25 protein-coding genes and 1 tRNA gene are annotated in these 25,680 nt (G+C 40.7%); 12 read left to right on the forward strand and 14 right to left on the reverse strand.

What is annotated here, in order from left to right; translation table 11 throughout:
• Positions 1–100: 100 nt before the first annotated feature.
• From M3079_RS03335 to M3079_RS03395, 13 genes are all read right to left on the reverse strand, one after another.
• Entirely contained in the window at positions 101–1,189 is a 1,089-nt protein-coding gene (locus tag M3079_RS03335) for a DUF932 domain-containing protein (RefSeq protein ID WP_249077226.1), read from the reverse strand.
• A gap of 373 nt (positions 1,190–1,562) precedes the next feature.
• Positions 1,563–2,207, reverse strand: a complete 645-nt coding sequence (locus M3079_RS03340) for a GTPase (RefSeq protein ID WP_349293335.1) — start codon at positions 2,205–2,207, stop codon at positions 1,563–1,565.
• 87 nt (positions 2,208–2,294) lie between these two features.
• The gene (locus M3079_RS03345; protein ID WP_249077229.1) at positions 2,295–3,281 is read right to left on the reverse strand and encodes a GTPase; all 987 of its coding nucleotides are present in this window, start codon (positions 3,279–3,281) and stop codon (positions 2,295–2,297) included.
• A gap of 24 nt (positions 3,282–3,305) precedes the next feature.
• A complete protein-coding gene (locus M3079_RS03350; RefSeq protein ID WP_021715225.1) occupies positions 3,306–3,524 on the reverse strand; it encodes a helix-turn-helix transcriptional regulator in 219 nt (72 codons plus the stop codon).
• Positions 3,525–3,931: 407 nt separating this feature from the next.
• A complete protein-coding gene (locus M3079_RS03355; protein WP_249077230.1) occupies positions 3,932–5,593 on the reverse strand; it encodes a hypothetical protein in 1,662 nt (553 codons plus the stop codon).
• A gap of 14 nt (positions 5,594–5,607) precedes the next feature.
• Positions 5,608–7,098 carry an AAA family ATPase gene (locus M3079_RS03360; protein ID WP_249077231.1) on the reverse strand — a complete coding sequence of 497 codons (1,491 nt, stop codon included), beginning with the start codon at positions 7,096–7,098 and terminating at the stop codon, positions 5,608–5,610.
• Between the two features lie 62 nt (positions 7,099–7,160).
• Positions 7,161–7,805: a hypothetical protein gene (locus M3079_RS03365; protein ID WP_249077232.1), complete on the reverse strand. Its 645-nt coding sequence runs from the start codon at positions 7,803–7,805 to the stop codon at positions 7,161–7,163.
• 12 nt (positions 7,806–7,817) lie between these two features.
• Positions 7,818–8,642, reverse strand: coding sequence for a hypothetical protein (locus M3079_RS03370; protein ID WP_249077233.1), 825 nt, complete (start codon positions 8,640–8,642; stop codon positions 7,818–7,820).
• Between the two features lie 26 nt (positions 8,643–8,668).
• Positions 8,669–9,712 carry a hypothetical protein gene (locus M3079_RS03375; protein ID WP_249077234.1) on the reverse strand — a complete coding sequence of 348 codons (1,044 nt, stop codon included), beginning with the start codon at positions 9,710–9,712 and terminating at the stop codon, positions 8,669–8,671.
• Between the two features lie 21 nt (positions 9,713–9,733).
• Positions 9,734–10,687 carry a WYL domain-containing protein gene (locus tag M3079_RS03380; RefSeq protein WP_249077235.1) on the reverse strand — a complete coding sequence of 318 codons (954 nt, stop codon included), beginning with the start codon at positions 10,685–10,687 and terminating at the stop codon, positions 9,734–9,736.
• Positions 10,688–10,774: 87 nt separating this feature from the next.
• A complete protein-coding gene (locus M3079_RS03385) occupies positions 10,775–10,993 on the reverse strand; it encodes a helix-turn-helix transcriptional regulator (protein ID WP_021715225.1) in 219 nt (72 codons plus the stop codon).
• Between the two features lie 265 nt (positions 10,994–11,258).
• Positions 11,259–11,780, reverse strand: coding sequence for a relaxase/mobilization nuclease domain-containing protein (locus tag M3079_RS03390; RefSeq protein ID WP_249077236.1), 522 nt, complete (start codon positions 11,778–11,780; stop codon positions 11,259–11,261).
• Positions 11,780–12,175 (reverse strand): hypothetical protein, encoded by a 396-nt coding sequence (locus M3079_RS03395; protein ID WP_249077237.1) that lies wholly within the window; start codon positions 12,173–12,175, stop codon positions 11,780–11,782. Before M3079_RS03395 ends, M3079_RS03390 begins: the two co-directional genes overlap by 1 nt.
• Positions 12,176–12,476: 301 nt before the next feature.
• Here M3079_RS03395 and M3079_RS03400 point away from each other — a divergent pair, with 301 nt between their 5' ends.
• The 11 genes from M3079_RS03400 to M3079_RS03450 all read left to right on the forward strand — a co-directional run bounded on the left by M3079_RS03400 (position 12,477) and on the right by M3079_RS03450 (position 23,587).
• On the forward strand, positions 12,477–12,671 hold the full coding sequence (locus M3079_RS03400; protein WP_021715220.1) for a helix-turn-helix domain-containing protein: 195 nt from the start codon (positions 12,477–12,479) through the stop codon (positions 12,669–12,671).
• Positions 12,672–12,770: 99 nt separating this feature from the next.
• A complete protein-coding gene (locus M3079_RS03405; protein ID WP_021715219.1) occupies positions 12,771–12,956 on the forward strand; it encodes a helix-turn-helix domain-containing protein in 186 nt (61 codons plus the stop codon).
• Positions 12,957–13,059: 103 nt separating this feature from the next.
• Positions 13,060–14,448: an ATP-binding protein gene (locus M3079_RS03410; protein WP_249077239.1), complete on the forward strand. Its 1,389-nt coding sequence runs from the start codon at positions 13,060–13,062 to the stop codon at positions 14,446–14,448.
• A 164-nt stretch (positions 14,449–14,612) separates the two neighbouring features.
• A complete protein-coding gene (locus tag M3079_RS03415; protein WP_249077241.1) occupies positions 14,613–15,854 on the forward strand; it encodes a DNA polymerase IV in 1,242 nt (413 codons plus the stop codon).
• A gap of 12 nt (positions 15,855–15,866) precedes the next feature.
• Positions 15,867–16,097, forward strand: coding sequence for a hypothetical protein (locus M3079_RS03420; protein ID WP_249077243.1), 231 nt, complete (start codon positions 15,867–15,869; stop codon positions 16,095–16,097).
• A 463-nt stretch (positions 16,098–16,560) separates the two neighbouring features.
• Positions 16,561–16,635: transfer RNA gene (locus M3079_RS03425), tRNA-Gly, on the forward strand.
• Between the two features lie 374 nt (positions 16,636–17,009).
• Positions 17,010–18,179, forward strand: a complete 1,170-nt coding sequence (locus M3079_RS03430; protein ID WP_021716217.1) for a type III PLP-dependent enzyme — start codon at positions 17,010–17,012, stop codon at positions 18,177–18,179.
• 288 nt (positions 18,180–18,467) lie between these two features.
• Positions 18,468–19,205 (forward strand): hypothetical protein, encoded by a 738-nt coding sequence (locus tag M3079_RS03435; RefSeq protein ID WP_249077245.1) that lies wholly within the window; start codon positions 18,468–18,470, stop codon positions 19,203–19,205.
• A gap of 131 nt (positions 19,206–19,336) precedes the next feature.
• Positions 19,337–20,584: an outer membrane protein transport protein gene (locus M3079_RS03440; protein WP_249077247.1), complete on the forward strand. Its 1,248-nt coding sequence runs from the start codon at positions 19,337–19,339 to the stop codon at positions 20,582–20,584.
• Between the two features lie 160 nt (positions 20,585–20,744).
• Positions 20,745–22,148 carry an FAD-binding oxidoreductase gene (locus M3079_RS03445; RefSeq protein ID WP_249077248.1) on the forward strand — a complete coding sequence of 468 codons (1,404 nt, stop codon included), beginning with the start codon at positions 20,745–20,747 and terminating at the stop codon, positions 22,146–22,148.
• 38 nt (positions 22,149–22,186) lie between these two features.
• Positions 22,187–23,587 carry an FAD-binding oxidoreductase gene (locus M3079_RS03450; RefSeq protein ID WP_249077250.1) on the forward strand — a complete coding sequence of 467 codons (1,401 nt, stop codon included), beginning with the start codon at positions 22,187–22,189 and terminating at the stop codon, positions 23,585–23,587.
• A 35-nt stretch (positions 23,588–23,622) separates the two neighbouring features.
• On the opposite strand, the gene gluQRS is transcribed toward M3079_RS03450, so the two are convergent.
• Positions 23,623–24,564: a tRNA glutamyl-Q(34) synthetase GluQRS gene (gene gluQRS / locus M3079_RS03455; protein ID WP_249077252.1), complete on the reverse strand. Its 942-nt coding sequence runs from the start codon at positions 24,562–24,564 to the stop codon at positions 23,623–23,625.
• Positions 24,565–24,720: 156 nt separating this feature from the next.
• Between gluQRS and M3079_RS03460 the strand changes: the two genes are divergently transcribed.
• Positions 24,721–25,671: a YybS family protein gene (locus tag M3079_RS03460; protein WP_021716211.1), complete on the forward strand. Its 951-nt coding sequence runs from the start codon at positions 24,721–24,723 to the stop codon at positions 25,669–25,671.
• Positions 25,672–25,680 lie beyond the last annotated feature (9 nt).

Genomic DNA, 25,680 nt, shown 5'->3' on the forward strand with positions numbered 1-25,680 from the left:
ATGTCCAGTAAGAAAAGGGTGTGCAAAAGCCTGTTTTGCGCCTTTACACACCTTTTTTCCGTTGGACACGCGGACATTGGACATTATAACTATATCTCTATTAGGCACTTTGGGCAGGGTGCGGCAACATAATAATTTTTCTGTTTTTAGCTGATTCCACGCTCTCGTCCAATAATGTTCCGCCAATGCGTTCCAGTTCCGTTGCTCGGTTATAATCCGCTACGTCCTGCGAACTTCTTGTAACGGCGTTAACCAAACCGTACTGGGTAAATTCACCGGCCATGATGAAGTGGCGCAGAATAGATGCCCTCTCATTTTTGTTTAATACATACCTGTCGCCGAGTACTTCTACCGTCTGTACCGGGTCATCACCTGTTTTAAGGTTCTTTGCCATGCGCAGCTTATTGACGGTAAGCATGAACTTTGTTTCATCAACGGCAGCACTTACAATGTCCTGCACTTTCATAAAATAGGCTTTATCGTCCTGGGCAAGCGTGGCGTCACTGTAAAGCTCGTAAGCGTTATCGGTATCTTCAACCTGCCTGCCGGTGTGGTATTTTTTATGGGCAAGGTCTTTGCTGATTAAACCGTTTTTGCAAACCAAACGGTATACCAACGGCTCTACCTTTAACGCTCCTAAACCGATTTCACTGTTGGACACTACAAAACCTGCTTGAACAATATCGCCGGGCACGATTTCTGTTTTCATGGTTTTGTTGATGACCTTTAAGTAGAGATGTGTTTCCGTTACATCACAGCTTGCAATCTCACAGCCTTTCATAGCTGCAATAACGGGCAGCACATGGTCTACCAGTTCCAGATTATCCAGCCTGCGGTAACGGTCGCTTAAAAAGGCACGCAGCTTACCGTCCAAAGTGCGGAGCATACGTTTCTCCGGCGTGGTATTAAGCCAGCTGTTGATATTGCTGTCGAGCAGCGCAGGATTTTCCTGGCGCATACGCTCATAATACTTGTATGGAATACCCAAGCGGTCGGCAATCTGCCTGTGGGCGATTTCGGAAATACGGTAGCTTAGCTTATCGCTATCTGTTGCAACGGTGAGCATACTTAACCCATTTACCGAATTAACGGTAATACTGCGGGTATCGGCAATTAAATCCTTGCGTGCAGCCCTTTGACGTTCCAGTTCCCCATAAAGATTTTGAATAGTTTTGATTCCCTGTTTCATAGTTAGTTCCTCCTAAGTTTTATTTATTAGATTTACTTATATATAAAAATAACGGCAGTCCAAAGCAAGGCTGCCGTTAGGATTTTTGAATATAGAAAAGCCGCTGACATTGCTATCAGCGGCTCATTTCTATGTTCCCTATGTTCCTTCGCAAGGGCTTCTGTGGCGGACACAGAGCTTGCAAGTTTATTCATAGTTATAATATATCATTGAAAATTTGAAGTATAACAGAAGCTGTTCCGACTCCAGTTCCAATAAAGCAAAAACTTATTTTATACATTTTTTAGTCTTTATTACTACTGTAATACCCATAAAACTATAATAAAAATAGTTTTATTATTACCGGAACTGGAACCGGAACAAAAATATACTATTATTTAAAAAATAAACTTCGTCTACAAGTAGGCATATTATCAATAATAAAATCAAATAATTTATCGATATTCCAACTATACTGTGCTGAATAATAAACAGGTTTTAATATATTTACACCAGTAGCTTCTCGTACCCTCCTTTGTATAGACAATGCTTGATTTTCTAAAAAAGCATATAATTCAGCGTCAGGCGCATTGAAAGAATGATTCCAATGATAACCTTTCATTGCAAAATCTGCCTGGTTAATGGCAACTAATATTCTGTCGCGTTGAATATTTGGAACAATGACCTCATTCAATAAAGTATAAGTAGTTCCCATATCTCTATTTCCACCTTCAATAATAACTAATACCATATCAATCCAACCATATCTTTGTTGGTCAGGATTAGTTACATAAACTTTATACAGAAGGTCAACCAGCTTCTTTTTATGAACCTGGTCTTTTGCTATGCCATCGCCTAAACCAGGGGTATCCCAAAGTCTGAACGCATCATTTAATGAATAGGAATCCAGTTCCATTGTTTCCGGGTCAACACCATCGCCTACTTTAGCAACATTTTTTTGAAAAAAAGCATTTAACGTTGTAGATTTTCCAGCTCCAGTTACACCTGTAACCATTACATCCAATGGACGTATATTCATTTTACTCAGGTTATTTTCAATATCATTAGTTCTATATGAGCTAAAATCTATCACACCATATTACTCCCTTTATAACTAAAATTATTTTTAGCTAAATAGCCCTTTAACAAATCCAACTACACCACCAATTACACCGCCAACTACTTTTCCTATTCTTCTACCGCTTTCACCAAAAACAGAACCTATTGCTCCACCAATATCGGCACCTTCGGCAGCACAGTCTTTAACTGTTTCCCACATAGATTTAGATATTTCTTCACTATAATTTTTCAAATCATCATTATCTTTCCACATTTCTTGGTTTTGATTGATGTTTTCAATGTACGCCAACCTTTTTTGTTTGGGCGTAAATTTAATAATATAATATAAAAGTTTTGACAAATTATACGGCTTGTTTTGTTCCTTGCCTTCTTCTTTAAATCCGGCACAATAATAAATAGGGTCTACATCTACACCCGTTCCTTCCTTGATTCTCCGTTTTACAGAGGTAACTTTTTCTTCAAGAAACTCTACTAAGCGTGGTTCCGGTTTATTTTCTTGATGATTCCAATAATGACCCTTCATTGCTACATCTGCCTGATTTATAGCAACAAGAATCCTATTTTCTTTATCTTCTCCAAGATTAGGAATAATTACACTATTAATCAATTCATAAGACGTACCTAAATCTCTTGAACTGCCATCCAAAATAACTAATACTAAATCTATAAGCAGATTACCATTTTCGTCACGCTCATTAAGTTTTTTTATAATATTTTTAGCATGACGGTTATCCGCTTCTTTTCCATCACCAAGCCCCGGACTATCCCAAAGAATTAGATTTTCTAATTCATACTTTTGTATGTCCATTGTTTCTGGGTCTACGCCAACGCCGACCTTTGCCTTTTCTGCGTTAAATAATGCGTTGATAGTAGAACTTTTACCACAGCCAGTTGCGCCTGTAATCATTAAGTTGATTTTTTGTTCTTTTAATTTCAAGAAATTTTTCATCAACTTATTTTTTTCGACATCCGGTATATTAGCATTCATGATGTCAGATTCCATTGCTTCCAAAACAGTTTTTTCTTTTTCCATAATAACGCCTCCTCTTAATTTAAATCATTCTTTTATTATTTCGCACACATCTACATCTAATGCCTGAGCGATAAGCAAAAGCGTTGTAAAAGGCAGGTTCTTTGCATATTTGCCATGCTCGATTTTAGACAAATAAGACGCAGATATACCTGCTTTTTCTGCCAGCTGTTCCTGTGTCATGCTTTTAAGCATTCTGTAATAAACGATTTTAGCGCCTATTTGTTTATAACGCATAGCAAACATGGTCAAATCCTCCTTTCTTTATTATCCTACTTTATAAAGCACTTTGTGCTGCTTGCTAGGCAACTACTTGCCTGATAGGCAAGACAACGCATTTTTAAGCAGTTTTATGAAATTACAAGGCAAAATAAAGAAGCCGCTGACATTTCTGCCTGCGGCTTCTTTCTACGTTCCCTATATTCCTTTGCAAGGGCTTCTGTGGCGGACACAGAGCTTGCAAGTTATTCATAGTTATAATATATAATTGAAAAATTGAATTATAACAGAAGCTGTTCCAGTTTCTGTTCCAATAGAGTGAAAAACTTATTTTATATATTTTTAAGTTCTTATTCCTACCTTAATACTCATAAAACTATAATAAAAATAGTTTACTATTACCTGAACTAGAACCAGAACACAAAATTAATAAATTACCAAAATTTTAATATATCAGGAACTCTTGGCTTTATAGCATTCCAGCCATGTTTCAGGGCACCTCCAATATCGCCATCAAGCAAACAATCTACGGCCTTTCCACCTTCTTTAAGGCGATAACAAGCATCTTCTACAACACTGCCTATTGCTTTTTTAGCTAATGTTTTAGCAGCTTTGCCAACAGCTTTAACTCCTTCATAAACTTTTTCGCCAACTACACTGCCAGCCATTCCTCCGGCAATCATGCCGGCAATACCGGCAGCAGCAAGCCCAATGGGATTAGTTACTGTTGCAAAAGCTGCAACGGCAGCACCTGCCGCACCGCCTTTAAAAGCACCAAAAGTGCTGCCAAAGGAACTGCACGTTACCCTGCCCATAGCATCCGCACCTTGGGTGGCAGTCATTTCACCATTGGCTACTTTCCATAAAACCTTAGCATTTTCTATCGCAGCACAGCCAACTGCTACTATACCGGTATTGCCAATAGTTTTCGGCAGCATTTTTAACGCGCCCTTCTCAACACCGACTTTAATAGCTGCTGCCGCACTAACTTTTGCGCCAGTATCAACACCTGTGCAAACGGCAAGTTTCATTGTTTCAGCCGGTTCAATTTCTTTGCCTTGTATCAATTTAGCGGCAGTATCAATACCGGCAGTTAAAACAGCAGCACCGGCGCCTGCATAAACAGCCTGCCTGCCAATGTTATAAGCAAGTTCCTTGGTATTATAGCTGTTCCAAGTGTCTTTTTTCGGAAGCCTGCCTTTTTCCTGTGCCCGTTCTTCCATTTTTAAAGCTTCTTTTTTGCTCAACGGGTCAGAAGCTACATCACCTGTTTTATCGTCCCCGCCGATTTTATCTATTACTGTTTTAGACGGCATTTTCTCTGCAACAGCGTCACGCTGGCCTTCCGGCACAAGTGCGCGCTGGCTTCTGTAATCGCCTTTGCCAAGCAGCCTTACCGTAGCGTCTGCGTCTTTGCCAAATTTTACCTGTATGCGCTCTACAACTTTGCCGTTTTGGCTCATGTCTTTTATCAATAAATCTACGGAATTTTTGGCATAAGCCTGACCTTCCGGACGTAAAACCTCCGCCCTTAACGAGCTGCCTTGCAGTACGGCGTTTCTGTTAAAAGCATTCGCATGGTATTGTTCGGCAATAAACCCATGCAAATTAGGATTCTGGCTTACTGCACCGCTTTTATTTAAAATAGCCATTACCATTTCACGGTTATTTTGTGCCAATACTTCGTCTATATTGGAAAGGTATTCACCGAACTGCGCTACTTCCATGCCGGTACATGCTTCGGAAATTTTCTTGGCTACCCATTTTTCCTTTGTACCGCCGTTATCACAAAACTCATTGATAGAAGCATAGCATTTATCCTGCTCTTTAATGCCGTTTACAATTTCCTCTGCGTCTTTTTGTATTTCTTCATCAGATTTTTCCGGAAGTTCTTCTTTTAACGTACCTTTTAGCCAGTCAATGTCGCTTAAACTTTCTGCCTTTTGGTCATAAGACCGGCTAAATTTTTCCATCAGCGGCAGAAGTACTTTAGTATCATTTTCCGCCAGTTCTTCTTCCGTTGCCATCAGCGCCTTACATTCTTCGGCAACTTTAACATCATCTTTTACTTCCAATTCTTTAGAAGCCATTTGCATTTCTATCCCTCCTTTTAGCAGGACGCATTTTTAAACTTGCATTCCGTATATTTTTTCTTCATCTCGTCAATGGATTTTTTCATAATCTCCGTAAGAGAATGTGTATTTTTGATAGCTCTTTTAATATCGTCAAGTTCCAGCTTATCCTTGCCGTTGGCAAAAGCGTCCTCAACTGCGTCTTTTACTACACCTTCAATATCAGCGCCGCTGTACCCGTTGGTCTCTTTAGCTAAAGCATCGATATTAATGTTTTTTAAATCAGCAGGGCGTCGCTTGCCGATATGAATTTCAAATATTTTTTTGCGTTCTTCGATATTCGGCAAATCCACATAAAAAATTTCATCAAAACGCCCTTTACGCAAAAGTTCTGGCGGCATTTTGGTAATATCGTTAGCCGTTGCCACAACAAAGGCAAGGCTCTTTTTCTCTTGCAGCCAGGTCAAAAATGTGCCGAAAAGGCGGGTAGTAACTTCTGCCGCTCCGCCGCTGCCGCCGATACCAGCAAAAGCTTTTTCCATTTCGTCAATCCATAAAACGCAGGGAGCAATGCTGTCAGCAAGGGCAAGCGCTTTGCGCATATTGGCTTCCGATTCGCCTACATATTTGCCAAGCAAACGGCCCATGTCCATACGCAGAAGCGGCACTTCAAAAAGCTTGGCAGCTGCTTTGGCATTAAGAGATTTACCGCAGCCCGGCATACCGGCAATCAACACGCCTTTAGGTGCGTCTACACCAAACTGCTGTGCCGCACCGATATTTTTAAATATTTTTGCTTTGCGCTCCAGCCACTCTTTAAGGTTCTCCAGCCCGCCAATATCGTCAACGCTTTCAGTTACCTGCACCATTTCCAAAATACCGGATTTTTTAATTACCTGCTGTTTCTGCTCAAAAACAAGTTCCAGGTCACTCTTATACAATTCGCCGTTGCCGGTAATGGCAAGAGCTAAAATATTTTGAATTTCGGTATCTGAAAGCCCTTTAAAGCTGTTGACCAGTTCGTTTAAAAATTCATTGGTAGGCTTGGTAATACCCTGTTCATCAATAAAGCTTAAAATAATTTGGCGTATTTCCGCTTCGCTTACAGGGTCAAGTTCCAAAATGGTAACGTAGCTTTCAATTTCTTTTGGTATTACGCATACCGGAGAAACAATTACCACATTACAGCCAAGCCCGTTTAAAGATTCCAAAGCAAATTTTTTTAATAAGGCTATTACCTGCGGGTCTTCAAGGTAGGGGTGAATATCTTTTAAAACGATGATTTTTTCTTCAAAGGCTTCTTCATCAACATTGATATGGTTTAAGGTTTGCAGTATGCTCTGTTCCGGTTCACGGACATTATCTTTCATATCCCAAAAGCCGTCAGCGGCGCTCCATTCGATAATGCCACGGTTATCAGCAGTTTCCTGTATTAAAGCATCGCATTTTTCAGCTTCGGCAGAGTTCAGATAGATAATTGGAAACCCTGCATCTATATAGCGTTTAAACTTTTCACGCATTGTAAGCATAGTATCAGCTCCTAATAATTCAAATTTGTTTTATTAGCGTTTGACATAATTAAAATGTTCCATTATTTATGTTTAAAAAACTTATTTGCTTCAGGTGTCTTAAATTCAAGCGGCATGGTTTCACTGAACCTATTACCGTCAAGTAAATACTTCACGGCAGCAACCCAATCTGACATCATATCTTCTGTAAAACCAAGCATATATGCCAAGTCAGAAATCATGTTTATTTCGTTATTGTAGAATGATTCATCAATTGTTGCTATAAGTAGTGCCCAAAAAATCATTCCGCCTCTTATTTTATAGCTGTCAAAATCTACTTTTTCTTCACTTACACGAGGCTTATCTGCAAGTAATGCTTGCATGAGCCCCAAAATTCCACTATTTGCTTCATAAAATATTTGGCAAGCGCAAAATTGACTTTTTCTTAAATTCATCATTGTTTGCCCTAATTTGTTAACTTGAGGTCCTCTAATTTCTGAATTTGACAAAAAACACACATCATAAACTTGTTTTATGTAAGGATTATTTAAATAATTATCTAATTTGCTATCATCAAGAATTGGCAAACAAAAAGGCATAGCAGCATATCCGTTCCCAAGAATTGTATTTTCAATGCTCATATTTGGTTTTTTAGCATAAAACCAATAGCAGGTTTCCTTTAACATTGTTTCAAATTTCGCTAATTTTACTTCACTTACATTTTCCATAACAAATACCTCCTACGCCATACGGTCTAAATAGTTTTTAAAATAACCTTTTAAATCGCTGTTTTCTATCACATTCAGCAGCTTATCGCTTTTTATATCCGGGTTAAATTCATAACTGCCAAGCCCTTCTTCTATGCAGTTAAACAACTTTTCGCTTTGGGCGCGCTGCTCATCGTTTAAAAGAAAGTCAAAGGCGGCAGATACTTTATAACCACTGCTGATTCTTCTTTTTTTAGCTTTAGGTTTTACCGCTTCTTTGGCAACTTTAATGGTATCGCCTAAAATTTTAACACCAGTCAGTTTTATGCCCAGTTCTTCCAACGTAACTTCCGGCACCTCAGCAAACTTAACCGTAGAGTTATTTAAACCGACATAGGTTTTGTTTTTGTATTTGGCGGTTAACGTAAATTCTTTGCCCAGCAGGTATACCGTTTTGCTGCTGTCATCCTTAACCAAAGCGTTTAATTCTGCCTGATTAAACGCTACATTGCCAGCATTTTCTAAAATATTTACATCATCTGTGTATTTACGAATTTCTTCTTTCCTGTCCACCAACGCTTCTACATCTTCAGCGGTTACTGCACCGGCAGATTCTGCTTTATACTGCGCTCCAAAAATTTTGCATACATTTTCTTCAAAATCGTCTTTGTCGCGGTCTAAAGCGTTAAGCTGCTCTGCAATGCTTGCATACCCTCTATCGTTAAGCCATTCGGTCAGCTTATTGTTAAAGTAGTATTCCAGCACTGCTTTCAAATCAAAATACTGTTTTAATTCTTCCATCGTCCTGATGTTTTGTTTTTCCGGCATATTAAGCCCAAATCTGATTTTTCTTGCCATTATTATCAACTCCCAATCTTTTAATTTTATTTGTGCTTAAAAAATTTATTTGCTTCAGCAGTTTTAAACTCAACAGGCATATCGCCGCTGAACATATTACCGTCCAGCAGATATTTAACCGCTTTAATCCAGTCATTTATCATATCTTCGGTAAAGTTAAACTGGTATGCCATGTCTGAAATCATATTCATTTCATTTTCGTAAAATCTTTCATCAACAGCAGCCATTACCAATCCCCAAAATATTAAAGAATCTTTAACCTTATAACTTTCAATATCTACAGCCATATAGTCTCCACATAAGTTGATAAAGCAAGTATAATACTTATCCGAATTTATTTGCTTTATTTCTTTATCCAATTCTATAGCAGATATTTCCTCTTTATTGAATAAATCTATGGTAAAATCAGGCAAAAATAGGCATATACTGTATATTGTTTTAATAAACTCATTTTCTAAATATTGCTTAGCTCTTTTTAAATCAGTAGGCGGCAAACAAAAAGGTATTACTACAAAATGGTTTTCTTTATTAGACGTTAGCCAAGCAGAAGCCGCTCCTACTATATTGATTAGCATTTTTTCTTTAACATTGTTTTTATCTGAATTTTTAAATCTATCAGCAGCTTGATTTTCAAATCCTCTTTTTGCATCTTCAACCATTACTCTTATTTCTCCCTTATAGAAATTGTTTACAGCATTCTGAAGCTGCAAATTAAATGCTTTCCTTGCATTTGATGCAAGGGAAACACTTTTAGCTGAAGATAAAACCTTATGAGAAGCATCTCTCATATCAGAAATAACTTTAGCTACTTCTGGATATTTTGCGACAATATAATCTTTAGTATATGGCTTTGCCAAAACATACATTGCAAGACAGGACAAAGGGTAGTTGTGGAGCCTTTGTTGGACGAGACATATTTCCAAAAACATCTTTCCTGCAAGAATTCCTGCATCAACATTATTGCGAAATTCTTTTAAATTTTCGTCAAATGCCGCATTTGCTATTTTAGGGTCTTCACCATTATCAATAGCATTGATAGTTTTCATCATTTGATTAATTACGTTTAACATAATAAACTACTCCTTTGAAATTTACTTATATAAATCATATATTTTCTTTATCTCGCTTTTAACCCGTTCACGAAACTGGCGCGGTTCTAAAATCTCCATATTGCAGCCCTGCGACAACGCCCATTTTACAAAACCTTCGCCGAACACTCGTGCTCCGTATACTTTATATTCGCCTTCATCTTTTATCAGCCAATGGTTCGGCAAACGGTCTTTAAAGGCTTCTTCCGCCTGCTTTTTACACCGTACTTTTACATTCAACAGTTCCCCGGCATACATAAATTGCAGGCAGTTGCGCATTTTACTGGCATTATAGGTGTTATACAAATCTTCGCTGTACTGCTCGCCAGTAACATTAAAGCTTTCAATTCGGTCAATTCTAAAAAACGCGGGGTATTTATAACCGGAGCCATCTATAAAAGCGATTAGGTAAAAGTAAAAATCAGAAAAAATAAAAATCAGCGGCAATACCCGTTTAGTTACCTGCTCACCATTGCCTTTGATGTAGTGCAGGTCAATTTTTAAACGCTTGGAAATTACGCGGTTTAAATCTTCAAGCATTTTTAATATCGCTTTGCCGTGTACAGGTGAAATATAATTATCAACTTCGGCATAAACAGAATTTACGGCTTCCCTGCGCGCCGTTGGGTCAAGCATCATACGTACAGAACGCATTATGCCCTGCATTTCATCTTTGCGCAGAACCTTTGAACCGATTAAAACTTTAAGTATCGTTATTACTTCGATACTACTGAATTTGTAATTGCTCCAACCGGAAAGGTAATAGGCGTTTTCGCTTTTATTAAAAAGCACTTCAGCATTGGAATGGATTTCCGACAGATAGTAACGTATATCCTCAAGGTCCCTGTCTACTGACCTTTCGCTGATATTGTTGCTTTTGGCAAAGTCAGCTTTATTTAGTTTTTGTCCCTGTATAAGGCTATGGAACAGCCTTAAAATTCTGCTTACTTTGTCCATAATGTGCCTCCTTTCCTTTTATCACGATTATAGCAATCAAGGACGACAGATTGTGTCGTCCTTGGTTTTTAGTTTGCAAATATCAATTTATTCTTTTATTATTTCGCACACATCTACATCTAATGCCTGAGCGATAAGCAAAAGCGTTGTAAAAGGCAGGTTCTTTGCATATTTGCCATGCTCGATTTTAGACAAATAAGACGCAGATATACCTGCTTTTTCTGCCAGCTGTTCCTGTGTCATGCTTTTAAGCATTCTGTAATAAACGATTTTAGCGCCTATTTGTTTATAACGCATAGCAAACATGGTCAAATCCTCCTTTCTTTATTATCCTACTTTATAAAGCACTTTGTGCTGCTTGCTAGGCAACTACTTGCCTGATAGGCAAGACAACGCATTTTTAAGCAGTTTTATGAAGTTATAGTACAAAATAAAGAAGCCGCTGACATTTCTGCCAGTGGCTCATTTCTATGTTCCCTATGTTTATTTGCAAGGACTTCTGTAACGGACACAAAGCTTGCAAGTTATTCATAGTTATAATATATAATTGATTTTTTCAATTTAACACTTTTTACAAATCTAATTGATAATTTGGGCTAACATTATGCTCTTTAAAACGCCGAATTATCTTAAATCCATACAGTGTAAGTATCCCACTGACCAAATCTTTTAACTGACATAATTCATCAGGACCAATCTGTAATTTATATCCGTCTACATACTTAACAGAATTAAGAACATAGTGGGCATGTAGGTTATCTGTATTACCATGCACGGCATATGCAATTTGACATTTATATCTATCGAACAACATGTCTGCAACGTTTCTTACCACCATATTAAAACGCTGAATATCTTCTTCATCATCTACTTCTGCTTCTTCTAACGATAAAACCATTTGTATGTATTCATTACCACCGGTTTTATCATAATATTTTTTGACGTTAAGCATATCTCTTGCTGCTCTAAACGGGTCTGCACCTTTTGCGTAATAATCTAAAACAAGGTTGTTATGTTCTTTGTTACTTGCAATATAATCTATCATCCCTGTTAAAGTCATATTAGTTCCATTATAAAGAGTTATCGTTGCCATTATAAACAACCTCCTAATTTATCAAAAAATTTATCTTTTAAATCATTAAATTCTGTTCTCAGAGTCTGAGCCATATCATTTCCATTCAATTTCATATGATTGATTTTTTCATCCATTTCTACAATCCTGGTTATCATTGCAGGATCTGTCTTGTTAATTTTATCTTCCAGTGAAGATTTCCTAATAAAAGCTGTTGGTTTTAACCCTGCTTCTTTACTTCTGGATTGTAACTTTCTGTATTCATCTTCAGAATATCTAATAGTCATTTTCTTCGTTCTTTTAGGCACATTATTTTTTTCATTTCTTGGTTTATACTTCTTTTGGAATTTAGATTCTTCGGTATTTAATTTGATATAAATTTGCCGCAACCCTAATTCGTTACATTTATTCGTCATTTTGTAAAACCTCCAATTCGTATTTGCCGTCTTTTTATATATCTAGTATTAAATTCCTCTCCACTTTTTATTGACACTGACATTCACGCAGACACTCATTGCTACAAACTCTCTCTGATTAAGCCTCTTGCTCTCTGCTCCTATAGTATTATTAATAGAATATATATAATACCTATAAGCATTTGCTTTACTAATATGTTATGTTCTTTTATTTTTTAATAACGGTTAAATACCAAAAATACCATTCGATTTTATTCGGTATTAACATCTCTGTAATCTAAATGAAAGGAGATGTTATAATATGCAGAAAATATTATGTACAGTGGCAGAAGCGGCTTCTATGTTAAATTGCAGTACTAGCAAAATATATAAACTGATTAACCGTGGCAATCTTCCTTATGCTAAAAATGGTAAAGTAATACTTTTACATATTGACGATATAAATGCTTATGCAAGATCAGCTGCCAGTAATTACAAATCACCTTGTATCAACTAAGCTCTACTACTGTTAAAACTCATCTTTTATAATTACTTATACTGCATTAAACATAGCTATAATTAAATATTTATTAAACTAGAAAGGGGTATTAAAATCATGTTTAACGAATATGGTGATATGTTAACGGTAGAAGATCTTATGGAAGCCTTGGGAATTGGCAAAAACGCTGCCTATGATTTATTACGCAATGGTGAACTTAAATGCTTCCGTTTAAAAGGCCGCTGGAAGATTCCCAAAGAATCAGTAATAGAATATGTACGTTCAAAAGCATTTTTAAAATAAACAAAGGCAGCATTTCAATGTGCTGCCTTTACTTATTGCTTGCCTTATTAAATTTAGTATATTATAATTTACTTAATTACGATTTACTAAATGAGGTGATTTTATGTTCATAGGACGTAAAACCGAATTACAACAATTAAATACACTATATAAACAGGATAAATTCCAATGTGTTATCATCTATGGCCGCAGACGTGTCGGCAAAACCACTCTTATTAATGAGTTTATCAAAGATAAGGACGCCGTTTATTTTACCGGTATTGAAAGCACTTCTAAGGATAATCTTGAAAATTTCAGCAGAAGCATTGCTGCCTTAAATAACGCTAATACCGATAATGCTCCGGTATATAAGGATTTCCGCAGTGCGTTAATTGATATAGACGCACTCGCCCAAAACAGAAAAATCGTTCTTGTAATTGACGAATACCCTTATCTTGCACGCTCTTACCGCCCTATATCATCACTTTTACAGGAACTGATAGATACCAAATTCAAAAATAACGCCAATTTGTTTATCATACTTTGCGGTTCTTCCATGTCATTTATGGAAAAGCAGGTCCTCGGTTACCAAAGCCCGTTATACGGACGGAGGACAGCTCAGTTTCATATCAGGCCATTTACCTTTTATGAAGCCGCTGCTTATTATAAAAACTTCAATAATGAAGATTTAGCTGTTATTTATGGCATAACTGGCGGTATACCGTTGTATATGTCTTTTATAACTGACACTCTCAGTCTGAAAGACAATATCATTAATACCTTCCTTACACCCAGCGGCTATATGTATGAAGAACCGTTTAACCTTTTAAACCAGGAACTAAGGGAACCGGCCATGTATAATGCTATCATCAGGGCTGTTGCAACAGGCAGTTCCAGAATTTCCGAAATAGCATCTAAAGTAGGTATTGAAAATGCTGCCGCCACAAGCTATGTAGACAAGCTTATTGAGCTTGGCATTATAGAAAAAGAAGTTCCGGCAGGTACAGCAGGCAAAAGCCGCAAAAGCATTTACGGCATCAAGGATGGTATGTTCCGTTTTTGGTATAAATTCATACCCGAAAATAACATTCTTGTTCAGCGTAACATGCCGGAAGCAGCATGGACAAATATTCAGCCACACATCAAGGAATATATGGGTAAAGTTTTTGAAAACATCTGCGCAGACTATTTGCTGGAAAATTATACCAAACTGCCTGTACAATTTCAAAACCTCGGACGTTGGTGGGGCAATAACCCCAAAATGAAACGCGAAGAAGAAATTGATATTGTTGCCGCAAGTAATGATAAAGCAATCTTATGCGAATGTAAGTGGCGCAATGAAAAAACTGATAAAGATGTACTGGAAACATTATTGGAAAGGCGCAAACTGCTGCCGTGGTTTAATGAGTGTTATTATTGCATTTTCTCCAAATCCGGCTTTACTGCCGCCTGCCAGCAACTTGCAAATGAAAATGACAAAGTTAAACTGGTAACTTACAAAGATATGATATAAATTTAAACATTATTGCCACATCAATTTTGATGTGGCTTTTTCTTTAAGCAATAACTTTCATTCTTGTCATGCCAATGAAATAGTGCTATACTTTATTAAAACACTTGTTTGTTGTAATGCTTTAAAAACTCTCTTTTTGTTCGTTATTATATTGAGGTTTTATTATGCGCTCTATTCTTCATGTTGATATGAATAACTTTTATGCTTCGGTCGAGTGCCTGTACCGTCCTGAAATCCGGCATCTGCCCGTTGCCGTTGCAGGAGACCCGCTTAACAGGCACGGCATTATACTTGCTAAAAATATGATAGCCAAACACTTGGGCGTTAAAACCGGCGAAGCAATCTGGGAAGCCAAGCAGAAAGCGCCAAAGCTTGTTACCGTACCGCCTGATTTTGCCAAATATCTTAAATTCTCCCGTCTTGCCAGAGGCATACTATATGATTATACAGACCAGATTGAAGCGTTCGGTTTGGATGAAAATTGGGCGGATGTTACAGGCTCGTTATCTATTTTTGGTAGTGCGCATGATATAGCAGAACTAATACGTAAGCGTGTAAAAGATGAACTCGGTATTACCGTAAGTATCGGTGTTTCTTTCAATAAGATTTTTGCTAAATTAGGCTCAGACTATAAGAAACCTGACGCTATTACAGATATTATGCCGGATAATTTTAAGTCTTTGGTATGGCCACTTCCAGCTTCAGACTTATTGTATGTAGGCAAAGCAACAAGCCGTAAGTTAACAAGTATCGGCATTACAACCATTGGCGGCATTGCCAATTGCCCTAAAGATGTTTTATGCCGTAAACTCGGCAAATGGGGCGAGGTACTTTGGCTTTTTGCAAACGGTTTAGATACTGCTCCTGTACGTTTACTTGGGCAGGAAGCCGCTGTAAAATCTGTTGGTAATGGAATTACCTGCCCAAGGGATTTAACTGCTGATGAAGATGTGCAGCTTGTTTTTACAGTACTTGCTGAATCGGTAGCGGCAAGACTAAGGGATTATAATTTAAAATGCACCGGCGTTGAAATACAGATAAGGGACAAGAACCTGTATTACATGACCCGGCAGCAAAAAATAAGCCGGCCTACTTTTTTAAGCAGCGATATTATAGCAGCAGCCATGCAGCTTTTCAGAGCAAACTACCGCTGGTTTTATCCAGTGAGAGCCGTTGCGCTTAGGGGCATTAATTTAGTAACGGCAGATACGTTGGTTGAACTTTCCCTATTTGAAGATGAGAGCAAAAATTTAGCTGCTGAAAATTTAGCCCGTACAATAGATGGCCTGCGCAAACGCTTTGGGCATGATTCCATACTGCGTGCGTCAAGCCTGTTAGACCGGAATCTGACTGGCTTTAACCCCAAAGAAGACCATACCATACACCCGGTATCATATTTTAGATAAGAGGTGCTGAAGATGCCACGAATAGAACTGGATATAATTGTTGAACACCGTAAGGACGGGCTTGCCTTACCTAAAACCATAATTTGGGATGATGGGCGCTGCTTTGATATTGACCGTGTGCTGGATATAAGAAAAGCCGCCGCAACCAAGTGCGGCGGCATAGGCATACGTTACATCTGCCGGATTAAAGGACGTGAGTATAAGATTTTTGATGAAGACGGCAAGTGGTTTATAGAACAATAGACACTTTATAAATTTCTTCTATTTCTAACAATCATTCTAATAAAAAAGTTAGTTATATTTATATGGAAATCTTGAACTCAAATTCTACTTAGGTGCGTTATTTAATAAATAAACTTACACAACCTATAACATATTAAAAATTTTGCTGTAGATTGTGCAAGTTTAATTAAAATTAAAATTATAATTATTACTTTTGAAAGCTGTCATCAGGTGCAATTTTTTTCATGGTAATTAATGGATTTTCAGATACCGCGGTGCTTGTCAGGTGCTTATTAGGTGCTTATTTGAAATAAAATCATCTAAATTCACATAAAATACAAAATTTTTGTACTTTGTACAAACACGTTTTCAATCAAAAGATTACAATTTAAAATTTTGCTTGTTTTGACTACATTTCTCAAACGCAGGTATTGCAATGCTTTAGGGAGTTATGCTATAATGTGTAAGTACAAATGTTACACATGCGGGTGTAGTTCAGTGGTAGAACAATAGCTTCCCAAGCTATGTGTCGCGAGTTCGAGTCTCGTCACCCGCTCCAGAAAATATGCGCACCTGCATTATTTGCGGGTGTTTTTTTATTGCAGTTTTTAAGATAAGATTGATTTTAAGGCGAATATAATAGTAAAGAAAAACCGTCCAGATAGTTTTGGTATGCTGAAATAGCGTTTTATTTTGCCGTATTTTGCTTAAGGCTCTTTGCCGTGCCACAATATTTGGTGGAATGAAAAAAGATTAAAAAACTGTAAAATTTAGGGATTTTTCCGCTTAAAATTGCCGCTATCAGCGATTATTAAAGTTTTGGGCGCAACTCCTTTAAAATTTTGTAATTTCTTTCATTTTCCTATTGTACTTTCTGAAAATTGTGGTACAATCATATACGTTAATTAATGCTCAGGCAAGGGGAGAGTGGATATGAAAAAAGAAAAATATTTCAGGCTTAACAAAGAAGAAACCGAGGCGCTGGCCCAGGAATATGGTACTCCGCTTCTAGTGCTTTCGCTGGAGCAGATTGAAAAAAATTACCGCCTTTTGCGCACGCATCTGCCGCGCGTTAAAGTTTTTTATGCCATTAAAGCCAATCCGCACAGGCGCATTTTGGAATTGATGCGTGACCTTGGTTCTAACTTTGACGTTGCTTCCGACGGGGAAATTATGGAATTAAGTTCCCTTGGCGTTGACGGCAGCAGGATGATTTACGCCAACCCGATGAAAACGGTAAACGGACTGCGTGCCTGCCGTAATGCCGGTGTTGGCAAGATGACTTTTGACAGCGCAGGCGAAATAGATAAAATGGCGCGTGAGTGCCCGGGTGCAACGGTACTTTTGCGCATCAGGATAGATAACAGTTCGGCTCATGTCGATTTGAATAAAAAATTCGGCGCTGCCCGTGAGCAGGCTTTGGAACTTTTGCTGAAAGCAAGGGATGCAGGGCTTGACGCTGCCGGTATTGCCTTTCATGTAGGCAGCCAGACTACGAGCGCCGACCCTTATTTGTATGCGCTTGATATTGCGCGTGAAATTTTTGAAGAAGCAGCGGCGGCAGGCATGCAGCTGCGCATTATGGATATCGGTGGGGGATTCCCCATTCCCGAACCGAAAGTACGCTTTAATTTGCAGGAAATGCTCAATCAGATTAATGCACGCCTTGACGAAGATTTTCCGGGAGTGGAAATCTGGGCGGAGCCGGGGCGTTTTATCTGCGGCACGGCAGTAAACCTTATTACCAGCGTTATCGGCGTAACGGAGCGCGGCGGGCAGCCGTGGTATTTCCTTGATGAAGGCCTTTACGGAACTTTTTCCGGCGTGCTTTTTGACCAGTGGGACTTTAAACTTATCAGCTTTAAAGAAGGCGAGCAGGTGGCCGCTACTTTTGCAGGCCCGAGCTGTGATTCGCTCGACATTATGTTCCGCGGCAAAATGACAGTGCGCCAGGAAGAGGGCGATTTAATCCTTGTGCCTATCTGCGGGGCTTATACATCGGCATCGGCAACAACTTTTAACGGCTTCAGCAAGGCCAATTTTGTTGTGTGGGAAGATGTAAAGGAAACATTAATGGCACCGCAGCTTTTAAAAGCGCAGTAAAAGAAAGAATATTTTAGCTGTTAGTGCGTTTATGTTATGCGGCTGCGCTGAAAATGTTACAAAAAATTAATAATTTTAATAAATTATAGAAAGACTTGACAAATTTCTTTTGGCAGTGTATAATTTGCATTGTGCAATGATGTTTTTATACATTGCCTTAACTAACGCTTTCCCTTATTTTAGGCTGCTGTGCGCACATCTTTCCATGTGTGCGGCAGCCCTTTTTTATGCCAAAAATATTTTATTATGGTACAATTAAATAAAGCAGACTGACAGGAGGCAGATAATATGGACCAACAGGAATGGATGGGTTATGTTTCCCGTTTGGCTAACGGAGAATACCCTGTGCCGGTAGGCATGATACAGGATTATAACGATTGGCGCTGCCGCTCGATTGTAGGGCGCGCGCTTTACTGGATGGGCGATACTGAAAGCGCAATGCGTGTTTTAAGCACGGTTGTAAATGTAGAGCCCAATATGGATGACGACCCGGAATATGGTTTAAGCGAAGCGGAACACAAGGTTTTGTGCCTGCGCGATATTGCTGAGATAGTTTGGAAACTGGCAAAAAGCGAAGAAGCGGCTCTTACCTATTTAAAAGAAGCGTATGACCTGAGCCGTGCTTATAAACACAGCTTTCACAGCTGTGCCCGCGGCGATATGTTTTACCGCAGGCTGATTGTGCTGAGCGAAGCAGGCAAAACGCAGCAGGCTGTTGATGAAGCCAAGGCAATGGTTGAAGCTGAAAAGGACAACAACGGTGTGAACCCGTATAAATACTTTGCACTGAAGTTTTTGGCAGAAGATGCGCATAACGCAGGCGATGACGCTAAAGCAAGTGAAATTTACGCCGAAGCCTTTAAGTATTACCCGCAAAACGATATTGCAGAACGTGACTTGGCTAAAGCCGCAGCGGAAGAAGACGCCGCAAAACGCTATAAAGCCTATGAATTTTGCAGCACCGTGCAGTACAAACCGTGGGAAAAGCAGCGCCCCATTGTATTGCGCCGCGGTATTGACGGCTGATATTATTGTTTTTATAACGCCTTTTGCTTTATGCAGAAGGCGTTTTTTATTTTAGTAGCCAAAATTTTATTAATCTGTTATAATAGCACCAAGTATTAAAATGTAGGTACTAATTTTACAGAGGTGATGATGTGAGATTAAAAAATAAAATTATTGCATTTGGCGTGTTGTGTGCTTTGTGTGTACCGCAGCTTGCCGGTGCGGAAGGCTTTGCCATTAACGAGTGGAGCGCTGAGGGTGTCGCTATGGGCGGGGCGCGCATGTTTGCCGAAGGCGACGCTGCCAACGTGGCGTATAACCCGGCGTCCATAACTAAAGTTGATGGCGAGGCATTTAAGGTGAGCGCAACCTACATCAGCCCACACGGCGAATATGATTTGTATAAAAATGATGGTACTCATGAAAATGACACCAACCGCGTACACTTTGGTTTTGCACCGGGCACTTACTATGTTAAAAAGCTGAACGATAAGGACTGGTTCGGTATCGGCGCGTTCAGCCGTTTTGCCATGGTGTCCGAATTTGAGCGTGATTCTGCCGTTTCTACCAACGCCTTTCTTTCCCGCCTTAACGGCGTGAGCGTTACGCCGACCTTTGCGCACAAGTTTGACAACAAATGGAGCGCAGCCGTGGGTGCGGAAATTAACTATGTTGGGCTGACGATGGAGAAAAATGCAATGTTAAATCCTGCTGTTCCGACACATACTAAAGGCGAAAGCTATGCTTTGGGCTGGAACGCTGCTGCCAACTATGCTTTTGACGATAAGAACGAAATCGGCGTAGTATACCGCAGCCGCATTAAACATTCCATGGAAGCAGATTTTAATGCATATAATCATCCGATTTATGGAAATATTTCCGGTGATGCTTACGGCGAGGTAACTCTGCCGGAATCCTGGCATATCGGTTACAGCCATAAATTTAACGATAAAACCCGCATAGAATTAAACGCTGTGCGTACCGGTTGGGATACCTATAAAAATCTTGACATTATGTTGAGTGGTACTGGTGGTATGGATGGACTTGTAAGCAACCCAAAAAACTGGGAGGATGGCTGGCGTTATGCTATCGGTGTGGAGCATAAATTAAGCGATAAATATACGCTGATGGCAGGTTTTGCTTATGATGAATCTTCCATTCCGTATGACGGCGGTGATTTTATGGTACCGACCGGCAACAGAAAAACTTATTCCATCGGCGCACGCTATAACGATAAAGACCAGACACTGGCAATCGCCTTGGGCTGGATGGACGTAGGTGATTTAAGTTTTAAATTCAGAGATTCGGCAGACCCTACTGGTGATAAGTTAGGCAGACATGCCCATACGCATGACAGTTATACCAAAATTATCGGCATCAGCTACCAGCGCAATTTTTAATTCAATGTAAAATTTTTAAAATCCCTGTTTTTTAACGGGGATTTTTGTTTACTTTGACGTCTGTAATTTTGAAATTTATGCAGTTTTGTATTATAATTATTAAAGATATGTATTTTACCTGCCTGCCATTTGGGCGGCAGTTATGGAAGGATGATGAAGTATGAAAACTTATGCTCCTGTTACCGAAGAAGTAATTGAAGCATTAAAAGGTGTTGTAGGCGCTGAATACGTTATGACTGATGCTGAAACACTGGAACACTATCAGACTGACGAAGAAACAGACCCGCGTAAATTCCACAAGCCGGAAGTTGTTGTAAAGCCTGCTTCTGCCCAGGAAATTGCGGAAATTATGAAACTTGCCAATAAATTTGATGTGCCCGTTACCGTACGCAGCGCAGGCACCAGCCTTGCCGACGGTGCAATTCCTGTCTGCGGCGGCATTGTGCTTTTAATGGAACGTTTGAATAAAATTATCGAGCTGAATACCGAAGGCATGTATCTTATTACCGAAGCCGGTGTGCCTACCATTGAAGTTCAGCGTGTTGCCAACGAAGCAGGTTATCTTTATGCAGGCGACCCGTGCAGCGCCGACAGCTGCTTAATCGGCGGCAACCTTGCAACTAACGCAGGCGGCAATAAGGCAGTGCGTTACGGCACTACCCGCGACCAGGTTCACGAAATTGAATTTGTAAGCCCGACCGGTGAAATTATTGAAGTTGGCGCACGTTTGAAAAAATGCTCTACCGGCTACTGCCTGGAACAGCTGATTATGGGCAGCGAAGGTACTTTGGGCATTATTACCAAAGCAACCCTTAAACTTTTGCCGCTGTGCCCGTATAAGTTCGACCTTGTTGCCGTGTTTACCGACCCGGACAAAGCTATTGATTTGGTGCCGCTGCTTTTAAAGGCAGGCATTGACCCGACCAGCATTGAATACATGGATAATACCTATGTACGCACCACCGCAGATTACTGCGAATATAAAAATGTGCCGCATTATGAGGACGGCATTTATGTTATCGTTACCGTTGAAACCTACAACGAAGACGAACTGGATATGAAGATGGAACGCCTTGACGAGCTGTGCACCGAAGCAGGCGCGGTAGAAGTGCTGGAAGCAGACGAACGCATCTGGAAAATGCGCCGCAACTGCCAGGAAAGCGTACGCCTTATCAGCCTCGTATCCCTTACGGACGACGTTGTTGTACCGCGCGATAAAGTTGCCGACGCAGTTAAATTTGTTATGAAAACCGGCGAAAAATATCCGTTTACACCGCTTATCTGCGCCCATGTAGGCGACGGCAATCTGCATATTGTATTGTGCAAATGCGATTTGACCGACGAAGAATGGGAAAACAACGTACAGGCATTCCACGACGAAGTTTATACCTATGCTTACAGCATTGGCGGACGCCTTGCCGGTGAACACGGCATTGGTGCCAAGAAACTTGCCGAAATGGAAAAATATACCCGCCCGGGCGAACTGAATTTAATGCGCACCATTAAAAAAGCCATGGACCCGAAATGTATTTTGAACCCCGGTAAGATTTTTAATGTAGATTAAAAATCTTAAATGAAGGACAGCAGAAAGGATTTGAGAAAATGATGAACTACAAACCGGTCACCGAAGAAGTACTGGAGGCTCTGCGCAAAGCAGTAGGCGCTGAATATGTAATGACCGACCCCGAAACTCTTGATAAATACAAAACAGATGAAGAAACTGACCCGCATTACCATCATCTGCCTGAAGTAGTTGTAATGCCTGCCAATACCGAAGAAGTGGCAGCCGTTATGAAAATTGCCAACGAGTTTGACGTACCGGTTACCCCGCGCAGCGCCGGTACCAGCGTATCCTGCGGTGCAGTGCCCGTTTGCGGCGGCATTGTGCTTTTAATGGAACGCATGGATAAAATTCTTGAACTTAACAAAGAAGGCATGTACATGGTTGTTGAAGCCGGTGCCAGAACTTTGGAAATTCAGGAATACGCCAATAAAGAAGGCTTTTTGTATGCAGGCGACCCGTGCAGCGCCGACAGCTGCTTAATCGGCGGCAATATTGCAACCAACGCCGGCGGTAACAAGGCTGTGCGTTACGGCACTACCCGCAATCAGGTTTACTCTGTTGAAGTTGTTACCCCTACCGGCGATATTGTAACGCTTGGCTCCACCCTTAAAAAGAACAGCACCGGCTACTGCCTGGAACAGCTTGTAATGGGCAGTGAAGGCACTTTGGGCATCATTACCAAGGCCACTCTTAAACTTTTGCCGCTGTGCCCTTATAAACTGGATATCCTTGCTATCTTTACCGAGCTTGACAAAGCCATCGGCGTTGTGCCGAACCTGATTAAAGCAGGCCTGAACCCGACCAGCGTTGAGTTTATGGACAACGGCTTTGTACGCAGCGCCAGCGATTACTGCGAACTGAAGCTGCCGCATTACGAGGACGGCTATTATGTAATTATTACGGTTGAAACCTTTAACGAAGAAGAACTGGAAAGCAAAATGGAGCAGCTTGACGAAATCTGCACCGAAAGCGGGGCAACCGATGTTCTGGAAGCCGACGAGCGCGTATGGAAAATTCGCCGCAACTGCCTGGAATCCACCCGCGTGCTGAGCCTTATCAGCACTTCAGACGATTTGGTTGTGCCGGTTGATAAAATTGCCGAGTGCATTGAACATCTTAACGAAGTTTCCAAAAAATACAGCTTTAAACTGCTGTGCCTGGCACATGCCGGTGACGGCAACCTGCATTTCCAGATTTTGAAATGCGATTTAAGCGAAGAAGAATGGGAAAAACAGCTTAGCGAATTCCACGCTGAAGCCTATGCTTATGTTTACAGCCTTGGCGGACGCCTGAGCGGCGAGCACGGCATTGGCGCCAAGAAGCTGCCCGCTATGGAAAAATATACCGACCCTGTCGAAATGAAAATGATGCGTGCTATTAAAGCCGCGCTTGACCCGAAAGGGATTTTAAATCCGGGTAAGGTATTTAACGTTCGTTAAAAAATAAAATCCTCCGCTTTGTGGCGGAGGATTTTTTAGTTAGTAACAGTAATGTTTTCCTTTGGTATTTTCTGCCAGTCAAATGAAGGAAGAAGTTCTGCTGCTTTTACAGGTTCTTCTTTATCAATCAGCCCGGCTAAAAAGGCGAGCCTGCCAATAACTTCTTCCGGCGTATAACGGCTGCGCAAAGCGCCCATGTCCAAATCCATGTCGCGTTTTGCAAGGCGGCGGCCGTCGGGCGCGGTTAAAAGTGGCAAATGCCCAAACTGAGGCGGCTTAAAGCCCAAAAGCCTGTATAAATAAAGCTGCGGCGCGGAAGAACTTAACAGATCGCGCCCGCGTATTACTTCCGTAACCCCCATAAGCGCATCGTCAATAACAACGGCCAGCTGGTAGGCGTAAATGCCGTCGCTGCGGCGCACGATAAAATCGCCCCATTCGCGGGCAAGGTTCAGGCTTTGCCTGCCGTAGTGCCTGTCGTTAAAGGTGATGGTTTCATCCGGCACTTTAATGCGCCAGGAATGTTTATGGCTTTGCATTTTACTGCGGCTTTCATCTTCCGTTAAATTACGGCAGGTGCCTGGGTAAATAAACTGCCCGTCGCTTGTGTGCGGTGCGCTTGCGGCGTGCAGCTCGGCGCGGCTGCAAAAACAGGGGTAAATTAAATTTTGTGCGGCCAGTTTTTCAAAAAACTCTTTATAAATTCCGCTGCGGCGGCTTTGGTAAAATTCATCCGGCGCTTTGCCGGGAAAAGCACCGCTGTCCCAGTCAAGCCCCAGCCACAGAAGGTCATCCATTAAAAGGCGCGCTTTTTCTTCTGTGCAGCGCGAAGTGTCGAGGTCTTCAATGCGCAGGAGCATGCTGCCGTTTTGCGCACGTGCGCTCAGCCAGGCCAAAAGTGCGCAGAATATATTGCCGAGGTGCATTCTGCCGCTGGGTGAAGGGGCGAAACGCCCGCAGATTTTAGCGTCAGCCATTGTGTCAGCTCCTTTTTATTTTAATTATATTCATTGTAACATTGATTAAACTAATTTTACAGGTTTTTTGCAGCTTACTTTTACTTTGCTTTTTTGCCTTTTTGCTGTAAAATATAATTATGTGGGCGTATGCCCGTTGATATAAGGAGGAATATTTTGGTAAGAAAAACTTCTGAAATGGTAGAAGCCGGTATTTTGGCGGCTATTGCCGTTTTGTTTGCTATACTTGGCACTTATCTGCCGGTGCTTGGCGTTATTTTTAATTTTCTGTGGGCAGTTCCGGTAGCGGTTTGCGGCATGCGCAACGGCCTGCGCTGGAGCATAATGACTTTAATTGTAGCAGGCGCGGTTATAGGTTCGCTGCTCGGGCCGGTGCAGGCTCTTTCCGTAATGGCCATGTTCGGCCTTTTGGGGCTGGCGCTGGGCGAGTGCATGTACCGCGGTTACACGCCTGCCAAAACTCTGGTATATAGTTCTGCGGCAACCTTTGTTTCCATTTTATTAAGCATGGGGCTGGCAATGCTTGTAATGGGCACCAATCCAGTGGATATAATGTTCAGCGGCCTTGAGGAAGCCTTAAATGAAACTCAGGGTTATTACAGGGCTGCCGGAATGAGTGAGGAGCAAATTGCAGCGGCTGTGCAGTCCAATAAAGATATGATTGAGCTTATCCGCTTAATCCTGCCCGGCTCGCTTATTGTATGTTCGCCGATAATTGCTTTTGCCAATTATATGGGTTCGCGTAAAGTGCTTTCAAAAATGGGCGTTGCTTTTGCGCCCCTGCCGCCGTTTAAAAACTGGCGTGTATCGGAATATTTAATCTGGCCTTTCGCGCTTTCCATGGGCTTTATGGCAACTTATCCGGACGCTCCGAAGCTGGCTTTTGAAATTGCCATCAATATTCAAACCGTAACCAGCGTAGCCTTTTTATTTCAGGGCTGGGCTGTAATTTACTGGTGGCTTGAGAAAAACGGCAAGCCTTTATGGCTGGGAGCAGTAAGCGTAGTGCTGGCATTGTCGGTGCAGTTGGTTTCTACATTTATTGTACTTCTGGGTGCGTTTGAATCTGTTTTTGACAATCGTAATTTAAAAGAACGCAGCCTGTAAAGGGAGCGG

The sequence above is a fragment of the Phascolarctobacterium sp. ET69 genome (genome assembly GCF_023336935.1).
Taxonomy (GTDB): domain Bacteria; phylum Bacillota; class Negativicutes; order Acidaminococcales; family Acidaminococcaceae; genus Fusicatenibacter_A; species Fusicatenibacter_A intestinipullorum.

Excerpts from the sequence above, each read along its gene's own strand:
- M3079_RS03335 (WP_249077226.1), bottom strand. The coding sequence starts at position 1,189 with ATGAAACAGGGAATCAAAACTATTCAAAATCTTTATGGGGAACTGGAA.
- M3079_RS03340 (WP_349293335.1), bottom strand. The coding sequence starts at position 2,207 with ATGAATATACGTCCATTGGATGTAATGGTTACAGGTGTAACTGGAGCT.
- M3079_RS03345 (WP_249077229.1), bottom strand. The coding sequence starts at position 3,281 with ATGGAAAAAGAAAAAACTGTTTTGGAAGCAATGGAATCTGACATCATG.
- M3079_RS03350 (WP_021715225.1), bottom strand. The coding sequence starts at position 3,524 with ATGTTTGCTATGCGTTATAAACAAATAGGCGCTAAAATCGTTTATTAC.
- M3079_RS03355 (WP_249077230.1), bottom strand. The coding sequence starts at position 5,593 with ATGCAAATGGCTTCTAAAGAATTGGAAGTAAAAGATGATGTTAAAGTT.
- M3079_RS03360 (WP_249077231.1), bottom strand. The coding sequence starts at position 7,098 with ATGCTTACAATGCGTGAAAAGTTTAAACGCTATATAGATGCAGGGTTT.
- M3079_RS03365 (WP_249077232.1), bottom strand. The coding sequence starts at position 7,805 with ATGGAAAATGTAAGTGAAGTAAAATTAGCGAAATTTGAAACAATGTTA.
- M3079_RS03370 (WP_249077233.1), bottom strand. The coding sequence starts at position 8,642 with ATGGCAAGAAAAATCAGATTTGGGCTTAATATGCCGGAAAAACAAAAC.
- M3079_RS03375 (WP_249077234.1), bottom strand. The coding sequence starts at position 9,712 with ATGTTAAACGTAATTAATCAAATGATGAAAACTATCAATGCTATTGAT.
- M3079_RS03380 (WP_249077235.1), bottom strand. The coding sequence starts at position 10,687 with ATGGACAAAGTAAGCAGAATTTTAAGGCTGTTCCATAGCCTTATACAG.
- M3079_RS03385 (WP_021715225.1), bottom strand. The coding sequence starts at position 10,993 with ATGTTTGCTATGCGTTATAAACAAATAGGCGCTAAAATCGTTTATTAC.
- M3079_RS03390 (WP_249077236.1), bottom strand. The coding sequence starts at position 11,780 with ATGGCAACGATAACTCTTTATAATGGAACTAATATGACTTTAACAGGG.
- M3079_RS03395 (WP_249077237.1), bottom strand. The coding sequence starts at position 12,175 with ATGACGAATAAATGTAACGAATTAGGGTTGCGGCAAATTTATATCAAA.
- M3079_RS03400 (WP_021715220.1), top strand. The coding sequence starts at position 12,477 with ATGCAGAAAATATTATGTACAGTGGCAGAAGCGGCTTCTATGTTAAAT.
- M3079_RS03405 (WP_021715219.1), top strand. The coding sequence starts at position 12,771 with ATGTTTAACGAATATGGTGATATGTTAACGGTAGAAGATCTTATGGAA.
- M3079_RS03410 (WP_249077239.1), top strand. The coding sequence starts at position 13,060 with ATGTTCATAGGACGTAAAACCGAATTACAACAATTAAATACACTATAT.
- M3079_RS03415 (WP_249077241.1), top strand. The coding sequence starts at position 14,613 with ATGCGCTCTATTCTTCATGTTGATATGAATAACTTTTATGCTTCGGTC.
- M3079_RS03420 (WP_249077243.1), top strand. The coding sequence starts at position 15,867 with ATGCCACGAATAGAACTGGATATAATTGTTGAACACCGTAAGGACGGG.
- M3079_RS03430 (WP_021716217.1), top strand. The coding sequence starts at position 17,010 with ATGAAAAAAGAAAAATATTTCAGGCTTAACAAAGAAGAAACCGAGGCG.
- M3079_RS03435 (WP_249077245.1), top strand. The coding sequence starts at position 18,468 with ATGGACCAACAGGAATGGATGGGTTATGTTTCCCGTTTGGCTAACGGA.
- M3079_RS03445 (WP_249077248.1), top strand. The coding sequence starts at position 20,745 with ATGAAAACTTATGCTCCTGTTACCGAAGAAGTAATTGAAGCATTAAAA.
- M3079_RS03450 (WP_249077250.1), top strand. The coding sequence starts at position 22,187 with ATGATGAACTACAAACCGGTCACCGAAGAAGTACTGGAGGCTCTGCGC.
- gluQRS (WP_249077252.1), bottom strand. The coding sequence starts at position 24,564 with ATGGCTGACGCTAAAATCTGCGGGCGTTTCGCCCCTTCACCCAGCGGC.